The 16,736-nt window shown below is 61.9% G+C and carries 12 protein-coding genes; 11 read left to right on the top strand and 1 reads right to left on the bottom strand.

Annotated elements, in window-relative coordinates; translation table 11 throughout:
- The first annotated feature begins 173 nt into the window (after positions 1-173).
- The 4 genes from pdxR (at position 174) to JKA62_RS20875 (ending at position 3,628) form a co-directional block, all read left to right on the top strand.
- On the top strand, positions 174-1,610 hold the full coding sequence (gene pdxR / locus JKA62_RS20890; protein ID WP_201819231.1) for a MocR-like pyridoxine biosynthesis transcription factor PdxR: 1,437 nt from the start codon (positions 174-176) through the stop codon (positions 1,608-1,610).
- A gap of 120 nt (positions 1,611-1,730) precedes the next feature.
- Complete coding sequence (locus JKA62_RS20885; RefSeq protein ID WP_007959339.1) at positions 1,731-2,024, top strand: putative quinol monooxygenase; 294 nt, start codon at positions 1,731-1,733, stop codon at positions 2,022-2,024.
- 229 nt (positions 2,025-2,253) lie between these two features.
- A complete protein-coding gene (locus JKA62_RS20880; protein WP_041475570.1) occupies positions 2,254-2,673 on the top strand; it encodes a cupin domain-containing protein in 420 nt (139 codons plus the stop codon).
- A 241-nt stretch (positions 2,674-2,914) separates the two neighbouring features.
- Positions 2,915-3,628 (top strand): ATPase, encoded by a 714-nt coding sequence (locus JKA62_RS20875; protein ID WP_201819230.1) that lies wholly within the window; start codon positions 2,915-2,917, stop codon positions 3,626-3,628.
- 268 nt (positions 3,629-3,896) lie between these two features.
- Here JKA62_RS20875 and JKA62_RS20870 read toward each other — a convergent pair whose 3' ends face one another.
- The gene (locus tag JKA62_RS20870; protein ID WP_201819229.1) at positions 3,897-8,783 is read right to left on the bottom strand and encodes an NAD-glutamate dehydrogenase; all 4,887 of its coding nucleotides are present in this window, start codon (positions 8,781-8,783) and stop codon (positions 3,897-3,899) included.
- 517 nt (positions 8,784-9,300) lie between these two features.
- On the opposite strand from JKA62_RS20870, the gene JKA62_RS20865 reads away from it, so the two are divergent.
- The 7 genes from JKA62_RS20865 to JKA62_RS20835 all read left to right on the top strand — a co-directional run bounded on the left by JKA62_RS20865 (position 9,301) and on the right by JKA62_RS20835 (position 16,711).
- On the top strand, positions 9,301-9,654 hold the full coding sequence (locus JKA62_RS20865) for a hypothetical protein (protein WP_011334588.1): 354 nt from the start codon (positions 9,301-9,303) through the stop codon (positions 9,652-9,654).
- 211 nt (positions 9,655-9,865) lie between these two features.
- Complete coding sequence (locus tag JKA62_RS20860) at positions 9,866-10,825, top strand: AAA family ATPase (RefSeq protein ID WP_011334589.1); 960 nt, start codon at positions 9,866-9,868, stop codon at positions 10,823-10,825.
- 5 nt (positions 10,826-10,830) lie between these two features.
- Positions 10,831-11,775, top strand: coding sequence for a DUF58 domain-containing protein (locus JKA62_RS20855; protein WP_041475312.1), 945 nt, complete (start codon positions 10,831-10,833; stop codon positions 11,773-11,775).
- Positions 11,772-12,269 (top strand): DUF4381 domain-containing protein, encoded by a 498-nt coding sequence (locus JKA62_RS20850; protein WP_201819228.1) that lies wholly within the window; start codon positions 11,772-11,774, stop codon positions 12,267-12,269. Before JKA62_RS20855 ends, JKA62_RS20850 begins: the two co-directional genes overlap by 4 nt.
- A complete protein-coding gene (locus JKA62_RS20845; RefSeq protein WP_201819227.1) occupies positions 12,262-13,341 on the top strand; it encodes a vWA domain-containing protein in 1,080 nt (359 codons plus the stop codon). Before JKA62_RS20850 ends, JKA62_RS20845 begins: the two co-directional genes overlap by 8 nt.
- On the top strand, positions 13,338-15,074 hold the full coding sequence (locus JKA62_RS20840; RefSeq protein ID WP_201819225.1) for a tetratricopeptide repeat protein: 1,737 nt from the start codon (positions 13,338-13,340) through the stop codon (positions 15,072-15,074). The genes JKA62_RS20845 and JKA62_RS20840 overlap by 4 nt, the downstream gene beginning before the upstream one ends.
- On the top strand, positions 15,071-16,711 hold the full coding sequence (locus JKA62_RS20835; RefSeq protein WP_201819222.1) for a BatD family protein: 1,641 nt from the start codon (positions 15,071-15,073) through the stop codon (positions 16,709-16,711). The genes JKA62_RS20840 and JKA62_RS20835 overlap by 4 nt, the downstream gene beginning before the upstream one ends.
- The last annotated feature ends 25 nt before the right edge of the window (positions 16,712-16,736 follow it).

Here is a 16,736-nt window from a genome sequence, read left to right as displayed (position 1 = left end):
TGATTTCACGGTAGGCGCTGGTTGGGCAACGTTACAGCCCCAATTCTGCGAAAAAACGGAAGACCACTGAACCGGAGGCCAATTCACGGTTTTTCGAGCACACAACTTCTGCCCCGCCCGCATTCGGGAGTAATCTGGCCGGCACACTCAATCGCCCGGAGCGCCCCGTCGGTATGGAACTGCATGTCGTAATCAACGGCCGCAAGGATCTGGCCGGTCAGTTGTACCAGCAACTGCGCGGCGCCATTGAATCCGGGCGCCTGGCCGCCGGCACCCAGTTACCGCCCAGCCGTTTGCTCGCCGAGCAACTGGGGATCTCGCGCAAGACCATTTCCGACACTTACGCGCAGCTCACCTACGAGAATTTCCTCACCGGCGTCATCGGCAAAGGCACTTACGTCAACGCCCGCTCGACGCCGGTACAGCGCAAACAAAGCCATTCCGAACTGGCCAGTTCCGAGGTGATCGAGAGCTGGCGCAATCTGCCGGTGTTCCTGCGGCATCCAACGCTCGAGGGTTCGCTGCGCTATGACTTTATCGGCGGCGCCACCAGCAAGGGCCAGTTTCCCCAGGATGACTGGCGCCGCTGCGTCTCTCACGCACTGCGGCAGATGGCCCATTCCAAAGGCTTCTATAGCGTGCCGGAAGGCCTGCCGGCGCTGCGCAATGCGATTGCCCGACACATCGCGTTTTCCCGTGGTGTGAACTGTCAGGACGAAGACATCGTGGTCTGCAACGGCGCGCAACAGGCGCTGGACCTGATCACCCGCGTGCTGATCCGCCCCGGCAGTCTGGTGGCGATGGAAGATCCCGGCTACCCGCCGGCGCGGCTGCTGTTCGGCACTCACGGGGCGACGGTGGTCGGCGTGCCGGTGGATGCGGAAGGGATTCAGGTCGAGCGGGTTCCCGAGGGCACGCGGCTGATCTACGTGACGCCGTCGCACCAGTTCCCGCTGGGCATGCCGATGAGTCAGGCGCGGCGCGAAGCTTTGCTCGCGCGGGCCCATGAGCTGGGCGCGATCATCATCGAGGACGACTATGACAGCGAATTCCGCTACGAGGGCCGGCCGACCGATTCGCTGCACAAGCTCGATCAGCGCGGCATCGTCGCCTACGTCGGCACCTTCTCGAAAACCCTGCTGCCGGAGCTGCGGCTCGGCTACGCGATCCTGCCGCCAGCGATCCTCGAAGCGGTGATCCGCGCCAAGCAGCTCACCGACCTGCACGCCTCCACCCTGCCCCAATGGGCGCTGGCCAAGTTCATCGCCGAGGGCTGCCTGCTCAAGCACATTCGCCGCTGCCACACCATTTATGCCCAGCGCCGCGAGCGGATCCTGGCGCGCATGGCTACCGACCTGTCGCCGTGGCTGCAAGCCGTGCCGCCCAGCGCCGGTTTTCACATGGCGGTGTTCTGCAAGGTCCCTATCGATTTGCCGCTGGTGATCGAACTGGCAAAAAAGGTCGAAGTCGGGCTGTACGCCATCGATGGTTTCTATTATCAGCAGCCGGCCAAAAGCGGGATGTACTTCGGTTTCGGCGCCATCGAGACGCTGGACATCGACATTGCGCTCGACCGCCTGCGCGACATTCTGCAACAGGTCGCGGGTTAGATTGGACTAAACGATTAACCGCCGATTGGTTATTGGTGATCCGGGGGTGCGGGCCTATCCTGCACAAGCGTTATCCCTCAATGAGCAGGATTCGTCCGGCCTGATTCAGGAGTGTGAGCAATGTCCAACGAAGTGATCAACACCGTACAGGTGCAGGCTGCCGCCGGCCGATCGGAGGAGCTGGGCAAGCAGTTGCAGAAGATCGTCGAAACCCTGCGCGAAACGCCGGGCTGCGATTCCTACATGGTCGACCGCTGCCCCGAGGACAGCCACCGCTGGACGGTCAGCGCCCGCTGGCAGTCGGAAGCGGCGATGCAGGCGCATTTCAATCGCCCGGAAGCTCAGGGCTTCATCGACCTGATCGACAGTCGTCTGGCCAATAGCGTGGATTTCAACTCTTTTCCAATCGTTTGACTTACTGACGCCATCGCTGGCAAGCCAGCTCCCACAAGGTTTTGTATCGTTCACAAACCATATGACCGACACAAAAAAACTGTGGGAGCTGGCTTGCCAGCGATGGCGTATTTGAATGCGCGGACATCCCCCAGATTGGTCACCCAAACTTCCCGAATATTGGCCGTTTGAATACCCCGGCACGCGGACTACTGTGATGACCGACTCCCCACTTAATCAGGTGATCTCCATGAAAGTCCTGCACTTGCTTGCCGCCCCGCTCGCCGCTCTGGCCCTCACCATCAGCGCTTCGGCACTGGCCCACGGTACCGATTCCCCGTCCGAGAAAATCTCGGTGCTGCAGGACCAGATGCTGAAAAACGTCCCCGGCAAAAAAGCCATGATGATCGAAGTCGATTACAAACCCGGCCAGTCCTCGATCGCCCACAAACACGACGGCACCGCCATGGCCTACGTGCTCGAAGGCGAGATCGTTTCCCAGGTCAAGGGTGAGCAACCGATCACCTACAAGAAGGGCCAGTACTGGTACGAGCCGGCCGGCTCCGAGCATTTGATCTCGAAAAACGCCAGCAAGAGCAAGCCGGCCAGGTTGCTGGTGTTCATGGTGCTGTCACCCGACGAGCAAGTGCTGATCCCATTGAAAAACTGATGGTTGTTTAACCAGCCATAAATGAAAGGCGGAAATTTTTGATTTGCGCCTTTTTTATTTCACGCGGCAATTAATCAAAAATGCTTACAACCAATAAAACTATGACATGACAGTCATTCAGCAAATTGTCAGGTTGTTTTCGTTTTGGCGGGAGTAGTCTGAGGCGACTGTCGCCGGTTCCATTTAATCAACCCCGACATGCCTGACTTTCCGACTGAAGTTGCTTCACGGGAGACTCACCATGAAACTTGCCTTTGCCAGTACCTTGGCGATATCAGTTTTAGCGTTGTCCGCCTGTTCTGTTCCTACCGCTCCGAAAGCGGTTTCCTCTCTCGACACGCTATTCACCCAACCGGTGGGACGCAGCAGCGCCACCCAGGTGAAAAGTGGTCCCGGTGTCTCATTGGGCGTGATCTACAGCCCGAGCACCCAAACCAACCGCGACTACCTGCGCAACTACCAGGCCAATGCCGGCACCGGTTTCGGCCAGAGTTTGCTGGTGCAGCCGATCCACGACGCCTACGTCGCCACCTCGAAACCGGACATGGCGGTGGATTGGGTCAAAGCTTCGCTGCAACGTCAGTTTGGCTCGGTGACGGTGTACCCGGACATGCAGAGCCTGCGTGCGGCCAATCCGGATGTGGTGGCGGTTGTCGATACTCACAGCCAGTTGATTACCTCGCGCAGTTCGAACATCAAGGCGGATGTGAGTGCGGATTTTTATGATGGGAAGTTCAACTATATCGGTACGGCCAAGGGGTCTGAGGCAAAAGAATTGACGCCGGTGTGGGCGGACTTCAAGCGTTCAAAGGAGATTGTTGCGGATATTAATCAGCAACAGGAAGTTCAGGTTCGGGCGTTGCAGAAGTTTGACCAGTCGCTCAGTAATTTGCTGACCAGGCCGGCAGGTAATGTGTCGATGCTTGATAGTAAACAACTACATAAGTTGCAGTGACTGTCAGGCCGCTGCCCTCACCCTAGCCCTCTCCCGGAGGGAGAGGGGACTGACCGAGGTGTTTGTTAGAGTTACGCCGACGTGAAATACCGAGTCGAACTCAAGTTTCGAAAAACACACAAATCGGCTCCCTTTCCCCCTCGCCCCATTGGGGAGAGGGCTGGGGTGAGGGGCTGGATTTGTGCAGCAACACACAAATACCGCCAAACAACAGGCATAAAAAAGCCCCGCCTCTTTCGAGAGCGGGGCTTTTTCATTCAACGGTTACTCAAGCAAGCTCAAGCTCCGCAGTCGCCGCAGCAGGCACAACTGCCTGACCGCTCAGCGCCACGTCGTTCAGCTCACGGTTGGCCACCGCGTACATGGCGTAGTCGGTGCCGCTGGCGGCACGGATTTCCACCAGCATGGCGCGCCAGCGTTCGATCATGGCGTCGTTCTGCTTCATCCACAGTGCCAGACGGGTTTCCACGTCCGAATCACCGCCGCCCGCTTGCAGAACGGCGATGGTGATCGCGCGTTGCTGCCAGTCGACGTCGTCGCGGAACGCTTCACGGGCCAGGGCCTGCCAGTTGTTTTCAACCGGCAAGGCGCTGATCTGCGAGATGTACCAGGTGATGTCCAGCGCGCTGCCCACGGCGAAGTACGCCTTGGCCACTTCGGCTGGATCCTGGCCGGTCACGTCGGCCGCTTCGATGATCGGCAGCAGCGTGTAGAGGTGGGTCGTCCCCGCCACCATACGCGCCAGCAGTTCCGGAACACCGGCGGCGACGTACGCCTGATAACGCTCTTGCCAGTTTTCGCGGATTTCGCCGCTCAGCAGCTCGTCCAGCTTCAGGCCCAGCTCTTTGAGGTGCGGACCGAAATGCGCGACGTCACGGGCAGCGTTCTGCTCGTTGCGACGGGCACGCAGGAACCAGCGCGTAGCGCGACGGCCCAGACGCATCAGCTCGTCCATCAGCTCCAGCTGCACGTCAGCGGAAACCTGGTAGTCCAGCGCTTCGATCTGACGGAACCAGTGCGGGAGGTGGAAGATATCCCGAACAATCACATACGCACCGGCAACATTCGCCGGGGTCATGCCGGTGGACTCTTTGAGCCTTTGAACGAAGGTGATGCCCATGTGGTTGACCAGATCGTTGGCGATCTGGGTGCTGACGATCTCGCGCTTCAGACGGTGACGACGCATGGCTTCGGAGAACTTGCTGACCAGGGTCGGCGGGAACGCCGTTTCCATGTCGCGGGTCAGGTAGTCGTCGTCCGGCACCAGGGAGCCCAGCAGCTGCTCCTTGAGGTCGATCTTGCTGTACGAGATCAGCACCGACAGCTCAGGACGGGTCAGGCCATGGCCTTCGGCAACGCGTTCGGCCAGTTGCTCTTCGGTCGGCAGGAACTCGATGGCGCGATCCAGCTTGCCACGGCCTTCCAGGTCGCTCATCAGACGCTTGTACTCGGCGATGCGCGCATAAGCGCGACGGGCCGCCAGGGACAGGGCCTGAGTCTGCTTGTAGTTGTTGCCCAGCACCAGACCACCGACTTCGTCGGTCATGCTCGCCAGCAACTGGTTGCGTTGCTTGTCGGTCATGTCACCGGCCTGAACCACTTCGTTCAGCAGGATCTTGATGTTCACTTCGTGGTCGGAGCAGTCCACGCCACCGGCGTTGTCGATGAAGTCGGTGTTGGAACCGCCGCCATTGAGACCGAACTCCACACGACCCAATTGGGTCATGCCGAGGTTACCGCCCTCGCCCACCACTTTGCAGCGCAGTTCGTTGCCGTTCACGCGCAATGCATCGTTGGCCTTGTCGCCGACATCGGCGTGGCTTTCGGTGCTGGCTTTGACGTAAGTACCGATACCGCCGTTCCACAGCAGATCCACCGGCGCCTTGAGCAAGGCGTTCAGCAGTTCGGTCGGGGTCAGCTTGTCGGCCTGGATGTCGAAGCGCTCTTTCATCTGTGGCGAGATGGCGATGCTCTTCGCGCTGCGCGAGAAGATGCCGCCGCCTTCGGACATGATGCTGGTGTCGTAGTCGGACCAGGCCGAACGCGGCAGGTCGAACATGCGCTGACGCTCGGCGAAGCTGGTGGCCGGGTTCGGGTTCGGGTCGATGAAGATGTGCAGGTGGTTGAACGCAGCAACCAGTTGCAGCTTGTCGGACATCAACAGGCCGTTACCGAACACGTCACCGGCCATGTCGCCCACGCCGACCACGGTGATGCTGTCTTCCTGGACATTGATGCCGCGCTCGCGGAAGTGGCGCTGTACGCCGACCCACGCGCCCTTGGCGGTGATGCCCATTTTCTTGTGGTCGTAACCGGCCGAACCACCGGACGCGAACGCGTCACCCAGCCAGAAGCCGTAGTCGATGGCGATGCCGTTGGCGATGTCGGAGAAGGTTGCAGTGCCCTTGTCCGCCGCGACCACCAGGTACGGGTCATCGTCGTCATGCCGCACGACGTTGGCCGGCGGAACCAGTTTGCCGTCCTTCAGGTTGTCGGTGATGTCCAGCAGACCCGAGATGAAGATGCGGTAGCAGGCGATGCCCTCGGCCGCGATCTCGTCACGGCTGCCGCCCAGTGGCAGGCGACGCGGCAGGAAGCCGCCCTTCGCACCCACCGGCACGATGACCGAGTTCTTCACTTGCTGGGCTTTTACTAGGCCGAGGACTTCGGTACGGAAGTCTTCTTCACGGTCGGACCAGCGCAGACCACCACGAGCAACGTTGCCGAAGCGCAGGTGCACGCCTTCGACGCGTGGCGAGTAAACGAAGATTTCGAACTTCGGCACCGGTTTCGGCAGTTCAGGAATCAAGTGCGGGTTGAACTTGAAGCTGAAGTACGACTTGTTCTGGCCGTTGGCGTCGGTCTGGTAGAAGTTGGTCCGCAGGGTCGCTTTGATCAGGTCCAGGTAACGACGCAGGATGCGGTCTTCGTTGAGGACTTGAACGTCGTCCAGCGCGGTCAGGATGGCCTGTTCCAGACGTTGTTGCTTGTCGTCCAGATCATCGCTGCCGAGCTTGCGGGCCAGGTAGAAACGGGTCTTGAACAACCGGGTCAGTTCGCGAGCGATGTCGGTGTGGTTGTTCAGGGTGCTGGCGATGTAGCCGAGGTCGAAGCCCAGGCGGATCTGCTTCAGGTAGCGGGCGTAGGCACGCAGCAGCGCCACGTCGCGCCATGGCAGGCCGGCGGTCAGCACCAGACGGTTGAACGCATCGTTTTCGGCATCGCCACGGACGATGTGGACGAACGCGTCCTGCAGGGTGTCGTTGAGTTGCTGGATGTCCAGGTCCAGGCCTTCGGCAGCGGTGAACGCGAAGTCGTGGATCCAGAACTCGCGGCCGTTGGTATGACGCAGGCGGTACGGGAACTCACCCAGCACGCGCAGGCCGAGGTTTTCCAGGATCGGCAGCACGTCGGACAGGGCCAGCGGGGTATCGGCGTGATACAGCTTGCAGTGCAGCTCGCGTGGGCCGGAGGCCAGCGGCTGGTAAAAGCTCATGGCCAGCGGCTTTTTCTCGCTCAGATTGAGCAAGTGCTGCATGTCGACCACGGCCGAATGCGCTGCGAAACGCTCGCGGTAGCCGGCCGGGAAGCCTTTCGGGAAGTCGGCCAACACGTTGGTGCCGTTGGCTTCGCCGAAGGTTTCAACGGTCAGGGCAGCGTAGTCGTCCTGCCAGCTGCGGCAGGCCTGGATCACTTCGTTTTCCAGTTGCAGCGGGTCGATGTCGATGCGGTTTTTCGGGTCGACGCGCAAGATCAGTTGCACGCGGGCCAGCACGGACTCGGAGAAGAACGTCCAGAATTCGCAGTCGGAGGCTTTCAGGCGCTCCATCAGCACTTGCTGGATCTTCTGGCGAACTTCGGTGGAGTAGATGTCACGCGGCACGTAGGCCAGGCAGTAGCAGAAACGACCGTACGGGTCTTTACGCAGGAACACGCGGATCTTGTTGCGTTCCTGGATCTGCACGATCGACATCACGGTGCTGAACAGTTCGTCGACCGGGGTCTGGAACAGATCGTCACGCGGCAGCACTTCCAGAACCTGAGCCAGTTCCTTGCCCAGGTGAGCCTTGGCCTGGAAGCCGGAGCGACGCTCGATTTCCTCGACCTTGCGGCGGATGAACGGGATGACACGCACGCTTTCGCCATACACCGACGAGGTGTACAGGCCCATGAAGCGGTGTTCCTTGATCACTTTGCCGTCGGCATCGATTTCGCGGATCGACACGTAGTCCGGGTAGGCCGGACGGTGCACGCGGCTCGGATGCGCCGCCTTGGCGAACGACAGCAGTGTCGGTTCGCGCAGGTACTTCACGGCATAGTCTTCGATGTGGCGGTCTTCGTTGGTCAGACCGGTGCGCAGCATCTTGGTCAGGCCGAGGAAGGAGTTCTGGTCGTATTCGATGTGGCCGCCATCGGCCTGATCGACAACGGTGAACTCTTCGTAGCCGAGGAAGGTGAAGTGGTTGCCCACCAGCCATTCCAGGAAGCTCTTGATTTCATTCTTTTCGTCGGCATCGACGGCGAATGCGCTGTTATCGAGCTTGGTGAGGATTTCCTGCACCTTGGCCTTCATCGGCTCGAAATCGGAGACCGCGACGCGGACTTCACCCAGGACCTGCTCCAGTTCCTTGGACAGCACATTCAATTCGGCCGCATTGGCGCAGCGGTCGATTTCCAGGTACATCAGCGACTCGTGCAGAACGCCTTCGCCGGTGGTGCCTTTTGGCAGGATTTCCAGCAATTCGCCCTTGCTGCCACGACGCACGCTCAGCACGGTGGTCTGCAGGGTGTGGATGCTGTAGCCGCGACGGTTCAGCTCGGTACGCACCGAGTCCACCAGGAACGGCAAGTCGTGGTGCAGCACTTCGACCGCGGTGTGGGTCGACTGCCAGCCGTGACGTTCGTAATCGGGGTTGTAGACGCGCACTTGCGGTTGCGCGTGATCGAAGCGCTCAAGCAGGCGCCACGCAGAGAGAGTACAGCCAGCGAGGTCGGAGAGGCGACGTTGGGTCAGCTCGTCCAGGGAAATGATGCCGAAGAATTGTTCAGCGAACAGCGCCACTTGTGGCAGTGCCTGTTCACTGATGTGCTGCGCCAGTGCCGCTTGCAGTTGGTGCTGGAAGTCGGCTTTGCTGGCTGCGGTGAAGAACGCCATCTGTGGTACTCCGCTTGGGCTTGTTATTGATGGAAAGCGTCGCGTGCAAAACCCCTTTCGGGGCGTTCCGTCGCCCTGTTCCTGAATCTCGGGCAGAGGAAACAGGGTGACAGGTGGGTGAAGCTGGACGAGACACTCAGGTCACATTCACCTTCCATGAATGGGCATCTGCAAAAACGACTGCCGGGCGCCGCTCGCGGGGCCATGGCAATGCCTTTACGGGTGCTCATCCGTTGCGCAGCTTAATGGGTGCGACAATGTGTCTGCTTGCGGTGCTGCGACATATTCGGTCATTGGCACGTAAACAAAGGCCTGCGCATCGGTAAACACTAGCATTCATGGGGCGGAACGCCGGTCTGAATGCCCGTTTTTACGGTACAGGCGTGCCAGGAATGACCATTGATCTGTGTCGCGTTCACGACACATCCTCTGACACTCTCACATGCAGAAATTCCCGGGGGCTGGCAGAATCGCGCCCAATTGCGACCAACAAGCCCGCCGAGGCAGGAATTCCCCCATGCAAATGACCACCGCCCTTTTGATCGTCAACCCGTGCGACGACGAAGAAGACAACATGGCCATGCTCTGCTGCCACAGCGACAAGGGCGACATGTTCCTGATGAGCCGCTATCCGGACGAGGACGAGCTGGAGATCACCCTGGATGGCGAGCCGTCGACCCTTGATGGCGTCAAGGTCACCCTGAGCAAGACTCTGCTGAAGATCGAAATCGCCGCGGCGGATGCCGATGCGTTGAACGGGGACGATGTGCTGGAAATCACCTTCAATCCGGACATGGTGGATCTGGCTGAGGTTGAGGAAACCCTGAAGAACATTCTGGATGGTACTGGCACCTATATCAGCCAGATTTGATCGCGTCTGGGCCGGCCCTTTCGCGAGTGAAAGGGCCCGAAAGCACACCGCACCTCCCCCGCCCTACAAAATTCCAACAATTGCCCCGGTCATTTCCCGCACTTTGCGCAAAATGCCGTTAGTCGCCACCCCCTGCGATGGATTAAAGTAACGCCCCCAGCCCCGGCGTTATCCGAACGCCTGTGGCCTCCCTTTCCAGGAACAGTCATCGATGGAACATCGTGAAGCGCTGCTGGCGCTGCGAACCTTTCTTTCAACGCAGATTCTCGGCCAGGAAAAACTCATCGAGCGCTTGCTCATCGCCCTGCTCGCCGACGGCCACATGCTGGTCGAGGGCGCTCCAGGTCTGGCCAAGACCAAAGCGATCAAAGAGCTCGCCGAGGGCATAGAAGCCCAGTTCCATCGCATCCAGTTCACCCCGGACCTGCTGCCCGCCGACATCACCGGCACCGAGATCTATCGCCCGGAAACCGGCAGCTTCGTGTTCCAGCAAGGCCCTATCTTCCACAACCTGGTGCTGGCGGACGAAATCAACCGCGCCCCGGCCAAGGTTCAGTCGGCGTTGCTCGAAGCGATGGCCGAACGTCAGGTCAGTGTCGGGCGTAGCACTTACGAGTTATCGCCGCTGTTTCTGGTGATGGCCACGCAGAACCCGATCGAACAGGAAGGCACCTATCCGCTGCCCGAAGCCCAGCTCGACCGCTTTCTGATGCACGTGAAAATGGGCTTCCCCGACGCTGCCGTCGAACGCCGGATCCTGCAACAGGCCCGGGGCGAAGCCCTGAACGGCGAAACCAAGCCCGAACGCCGAGTCAGTCAGCAAGCGATCTTCGCCGCGCGCAAGGAAATCCTCGGCCTGTACATGGCGGACGCCGTGGAGGAATACCTGGTGCAACTGGTCATGGCCACACGCAACCCGGCCAAGTTCGACCCGGAAATGGCCGAATGGATCGCCTACGGCGCCAGCCCGCGTGGCTCCATTGCCCTCGACCGCTGCGCCCGCGCCCACGCCTGGCTGGCCGGTCGCGACTTCGTCAGCCCGGAAGACATCCAGGCTGTGCTGTTCGACGTGTTGCGTCACCGCATCATTCTGTCGTTCGAGGCCGAAGCCGCTGGCATCGACCAGGATCGGGTGGTGCAACGGATTCTCGACGTCGTAGCCGTCGCTTGACCCCGATGAACGCCTCCCTGCCGTTCGAACCGGGCATCCGCATCAGCCTCGCCGAGCTGATCGAGATGCGTCACCGCGTGCGCGAAGTGCAGCTGTTTTCGACGCCGAGCCAGCGCAGCCCGCTGATCGGCCTGCACCACTCCAAGTTTCGCGGTCGTGGCGTCGACTTCGATCAGGTGCGGGTCTATCAGGCCGGCGACGACGTGCGCACCATCGACTGGCGCGTCACCGCTCGGACGCAGGAACCGCACACCAAACTGTTCCATGAAGAACGTGAACGGCCGATTTTCATCATGGTCGAGCAAAGCACGCGGCTGTTTTTCGGCTCCGGACTGATGTTCAAGTCGGTGCTCGCGGCGCAGGCTGCGGCGCTGATCGGCTGGGCGGCGCTGGGTCACAACGACCGGGTTGGCGGACTGGTGTTCGGCGACAACGAGCACTACGAAATCAAACCGCGCCGCAGCAAGCAAAGCCTGCTGCAACTGCTCAACCGCCTGGTGAAGGTCAACCAGTCGCTGCACAGCGAGCGGGAGCCGGATCGCGATGCGTTCGGCGTAGCGCTGCGCCGGGCCCGCGAAGTGCTGCGACCGGGCAGTCTGGTGATCGTGATCTGCGATGAGCGCGCACTGTCCGACAGCGCCGAACAGCAATTGAGCCTGTTGTCGCGCCATTGCGATCTGCTGATGCTGCCGCTGTCCGATCCGCTGGATCACGCCCTGCCCGCTGCCGGGCTGCTGAGATTCGCCGAGCGCGGCGCGCAGCTGGAACTCGACACCCTGAATTTCGACCTGCGCCAGACCTACCGCGCCCAGGCCGAAGCGCGGATCGCCCGCTGGGAATTGCTCGCGCAGAAGCTGCGAGTGCTGCTGATGCCGCTGAGCACTCAGAGCGAAATGGTCGAGCAGATGCGCGAATTCCTTAACCCGCAACGTCCGGGGAAAGGTCGATGAGCGGCCTCGAACAACTGCAACCGCTGATCTCCCCGCCACCGATTGCCTTCTGGCCGCCGGCACCGGGCTGGTGGCTGCTGCTTTTGCTGTTGCCGGTGATTGGTTTTGCAGTCTGGCGGCTGCGGCGTTTCATTCCGATCAAGAAAAAACCGGTCGTGCGCGCCGAACTGCCGCTCGATCCAGTGCGCATCGCCGCACTCGCCGAACTGGCGCAGATGCCCAAACCCTACGACGGCGCCCCCGCCGGGGCCTGGCTGCAGCAGCTCAACGGCTTGCTCAAGCGCCTGTGCCGCAACCATTACCCCTACAGCCAGAGCCACACCCTCAACGGCCGCAAATGGCTGGCGTTTCTCGACAACCGTTGCCCCGCCGCCGGCCTGACCCGCTGGATGGTGCTCGTCGAAGGCGCCTACAAACCCGAGTGCAAGCTCGACGACAAAGCCATCGCCGGCCTGACCCAGGCAGTCGACACCTGGATCCGCAAACATGTTTGAGTTCGCCTGGCCGTGGATTTTCCTGCTGTTGCCGCTGCCGTGGCTGATGCGCCTGGTGCTGCCGGTGGCCGACAGCGGCGAGCCAGCGTTGAAAGTGAGTTTCCTGGGTGACCTGGAAGGCCTCGCTCGCCGTCGCGCCCGGGCCAATCTGCCAGCGTGGCGCCAGCAAGCACCGTTCATGCTGCTGTGGCTGTTTCTGCTGATCGCCGCCGCACGCCCGCAATGGCTCGGCGAACCGCTGCCGATTGCCGCCAGCGGTCGTGATCTGCTGGTGGCGGTGGACGTGTCCGGCTCGATGGATTTCCCGGACATGCAATGGAACGACGAAGACGTCAGTCGCCTGTCGCTGGTCCAGCATTTGCTTGGAGATTTTCTGGAAAGCCGCGATGGCGACCGGGTCGGTCTGATCCTGTTCGGCAGCCAGGCTTATCTGCAAGCGCCGCTGACGTTTGACCGGCGCACCGTTCGGGTCTGGCTCGATGAAGCGCGAATCGGCATCGCCGGCAAGAACACCGCGATTGGCGACGCCATCGGCCTGGCCCTGAAGCGCCTGCGCATGCGTCCGGCCCAAAGTCGGGTGCTGATTCTGGTTACCGACGGCGCCAACAATGGCGGCGAAATCGACCCGCTGACCGCCGCAAAACTGGCCGCCAGCGAAGGCGTGAAAATCTATCCGATCGGCATCGGCGCCGATCCCGAAGAAAGCGGCGCCACGGCGTTGCTCGGCGGCAACCCGACCCTCGATCTCGACGAACCGGCACTCAAGGCCATCGCCGAGGTCACTGGCGGCCGTTACTTCCGTGCCCGCGATGGCCAGCAACTGCAAGCGATCAAGGACACTCTCGACCAGCTAGAGCCGGTGACTCAACAACCGACCCAGGCCCGTCCGGCGCAGGCGTTGTATCAGTGGCCGCTGGCGTTCGCGCTGCTGCTGAGCATCTTGCTGGTGGCCCGAGTGTTGTGGCCAGACAACCCGCTGCAACGGCTGTTCACCAAGGAACTGTATTTGCAAAGCCCCCTGCCTGACTGGCGCGAGCGCCTCAAGCGCCTGCGTTTGCGGAGGCGCCGATGATCGCCCTCTGGCCGCACTGGTTCCGTCCCTGGTGGCTGTTGCTGCTGCCGTTGCTCGGCTGGCTGATCTGGCAGCTCTGGCACCGACAGAAACGTGCTGGTCGCTGGCAGATGATTCTACCGCCGGCCTTCCACGCCACCCTGCTCAGTGGCGGCAGCGGTCGTGACAGCAAGTTGCCTTGGGTCGCCCTGAGCGTGGCCTGGCTGCTGACGATCCTGGCGCTGCTCGGGCCGAGCTGGGAACGGGTCGAACAGACCAGCCAGAAACCCGCCGACCCGTTGGTGGTGGTTTTGGAACTGACCCCGGAAATGCTCGCCACCGACTCGCCGCCAACGCGACTGGAACAGGCCCGGCGCAAGCTGTTCGACCTGCTGAAAGTGCGCAGCGATGCCCAGACTGCGATCGTCGTTTACGCCGGTAGCGCCCATACGCTGGTGCCGCTGTCGGATGACCTGGCGACCAGTCGCAACCTGCTCGATGCGCTCAAGCCTTCGCTGATGCCGGAAAGCGGCCATCGCGCCGATCTGGCGGTAAGCAAGGCGCTGGCGCTGCTCAAGCAGGGTGCGTTGGGCCAGGGGCGGATTCTGCTGATTGGCTCTTCGCTGTCGGAAGAAGAACGCCAGGGCATTCGTCATGCGCTGAGCGGCCAATCGGCGCAGTTGTTGATGCTCGGTGTCGGCACCGCCGAGGGCGCGCCGATTGCGCAGGAGGACGGCAGTTTCCTCAAGGATGCCCAGGGCGCGATCCGGGTGCCGCAACTTGACAGTCCGGGCCTCGGCGCATTCCTCAGCGCGGTCGGTGGCGAGTACCGCAGCGCACGGCTGGATGAATCCGATCTGGGCGACCTCGGCCTGCTCGATGGCCCGCGCAGCCTGCGCGACGATGGCCAGACCGTACGCCTCGACACCTGGGCCGATCAGGGTTACTGGCTGCTGTTGCCGCTGTTGTTGCTCGCCGCGTGCGCCGGGCGGCGTGGCTGGCTGTTCTGCCTGCCGCTGCTGCTGGCATTGCCGCAACCGAGCTATGCCTTCGACTTCGAAGACCTGTGGCTGCGTCCCGATCAGCAAGGCCTGCACCTGCTCAAACAGAAGCGCCCGGCCGAAGCGGCGAAGCATTTTGAGGATCCGCAATGGCAAGGGGTGGCGTTGTACGAGGCCGGCGACTACAGTGGCGCCGCTCAGCGTTTCGCCGAGGGCAATGACGCCCACGCCCACTACAATCGTGGCAACGCCCTGGCCAAAAGCGGCGAGCTGGAAGCGGCGCTGGATGCCTATGAACAGGCTCTGGAACGCCAACCGGATCTGCGCCCGGCGCTGACCAACAAGGCGCTGGTGGAAAGCCTGCTCAAACAGAAAAACGCCCCTCCGCCGGCCGAACCGCAAGACAAACCGGCGCAGCCAAACATGCCGGGCGATGAACCACCGCCAGCGACCGCTCCGCCGCCAGCGGTCAAAAGCGAAACCCAGAGCGAGCCGCAAACCGGCGAGTCCGCCAGCGAACCGCCGCCGACCACCCCGCCGCTGCCGGGTGCCAACGAGCTGCCGGACAGCGAACCGGGCAAGGAACAGAACACCCCGCCGCTGCTGCGCCCCAATGAGGACACCCTCGAAGGCGAGCAACAGCAGGCGCTGGAACAATGGCTGGGCAAGATCCCGGATGATCCGGGCGAACTGCTGCGACGCAAATTCTGGTACGAACAGCAACAACATCAGGATCAGGAAAACATTCGATGACCCGTTTCACCGCTCTCTTGCTGCCCCTGCTGATCTGCACGGCCACCGCCCAGGCGGCCGAGCTGACCGCCAGTGTGGATCGCAGTCGCCTGAACTCCGGCGAGACGGTCGAACTCACCCTCGAATCCAACGATGTCACGCAGTTCGGCAAACCGGACCTGAGCCCGCTGGAGTCGCTGTTCGAAGTGCGCGGCACGCGGCAGGTCAACCAGTTGAACACACTCAACGAAGACAACCGCGCCACCACGCGCTGGATCATTACCCTGCTGCCCAAACAGAACGGTAGCGTTGAAATCCCGCCGCTGAAACTGGGCGAAGTCGAGAGCCAGCCGATCACCGTGCAGGTGATCGAGAGTGACAACCGCGAAGAGAACAATGCCCGCGAACCGGTGTTCATCGAAGCCAGCCTCGACCAGACCAGCGTCTACGTGCAGGCCCAGGCCATCCTGACGTTGCGCATCTACCATTCGGTTTCGCTGTACGACGACAGCAGCCTGACGCCGTTGCAGATCGCCGATGCGCGCATCGAGCAACTGGGCGACATGCGCACTTACGAAAAAGACATCAACGGTGTGCGCCATGGCGTGATCGAGATGCGCTACGCGATCTATCCGCAGCACAGCGGCTTGCTGAGCATCGCCCCGCAGACGTTCAGCGCCACACTGGTCGATACCCAGCCCTCGCAGGACGCCACGGCGCAGGGGCCGAAGCCGGGCAAACTGATGCACATCAGCTCCGCCGCGACTTCGCTGACGGTCAAACCCAAACCGATGACCTACCCCAGCGATGCGCCGTGGCTGCCGGCCCGCAGCCTGAGCCTGAGCGAAAGCTGGAACCCGGAGCCGGAACACACTCAGGTCGGCGACTCCCTGACCCGCAGCCTGACCCTCAAGGTCGAAGGCCTGGCCAGTTCGCAACTGCCGGCCCTGCCCGCCACCGAAGCCAACGGCCTGCGCCGCTACCCGGACCAACCGGTGCTGAACAACCAGAGCAGCGATCGCGGGCTGATCGGCAGTCGTGAAGAACGTGAAGCGCTGGTGCCGAGCCGCAGTGGCTCGATCGAATTGCCAACAGTAGACGTGGTCTGGTGGAACACCTTCGAAGATCACCTGGAACACACCAGCCTGCCGGCGCGCACCCTGCAAGTGGCGAACAACCCGAGTCTGCAAGTCGACACCCCGGCGGGCAACGCACTACCGCTCAGCGCCGCCGACAGCGAAGCCTTGTGGTGGTGGAAACTCAGCACGTTCGTTCTCGCCTGCACCACCCTGCTCGGCTTCGGCCTGTGGTGGCGTGCCCGCTGGCAACCGGCGATCCTGCGCGCCGCGCAAACCGGCCCGAGCCCGCGCACCCTGCTCGACGACATCAAACGCGCCAGCCAGGCCAACGACCCCCACGCCACCCGCCAGGCCCTCGACGCCTGGGCCCGTCAGCAGCCGGAAACACTGGCGGACATGGCGGCGCGGTTTGTGCCTCTGTCGGATGCGCTCGATGGGCTGAACGGCGCGCTGTACAGCGAGACCGGGCAGCATTGGCAGGGTGAGGATCTGTGGCGGGCGATCCGGACGATTCCGACCGCGGAGCGGGTGCAGGATCCGGTCGGGGATAGTGGGTTGCCGCCGCTTTATCCGAAGTAGGGTCGCGATAAACATTAGGTCTGGG

Origin of the sequence: Pseudomonas sp. B7 (genome assembly GCF_016735645.1) — a bacterium.
In the GTDB taxonomy this organism is placed as follows: Bacteria; Pseudomonadota; Gammaproteobacteria; order Pseudomonadales; family Pseudomonadaceae; genus Aquipseudomonas; species Aquipseudomonas glycinae.
This window is presented reverse-complemented; position numbering and strand designations above follow the sequence as displayed.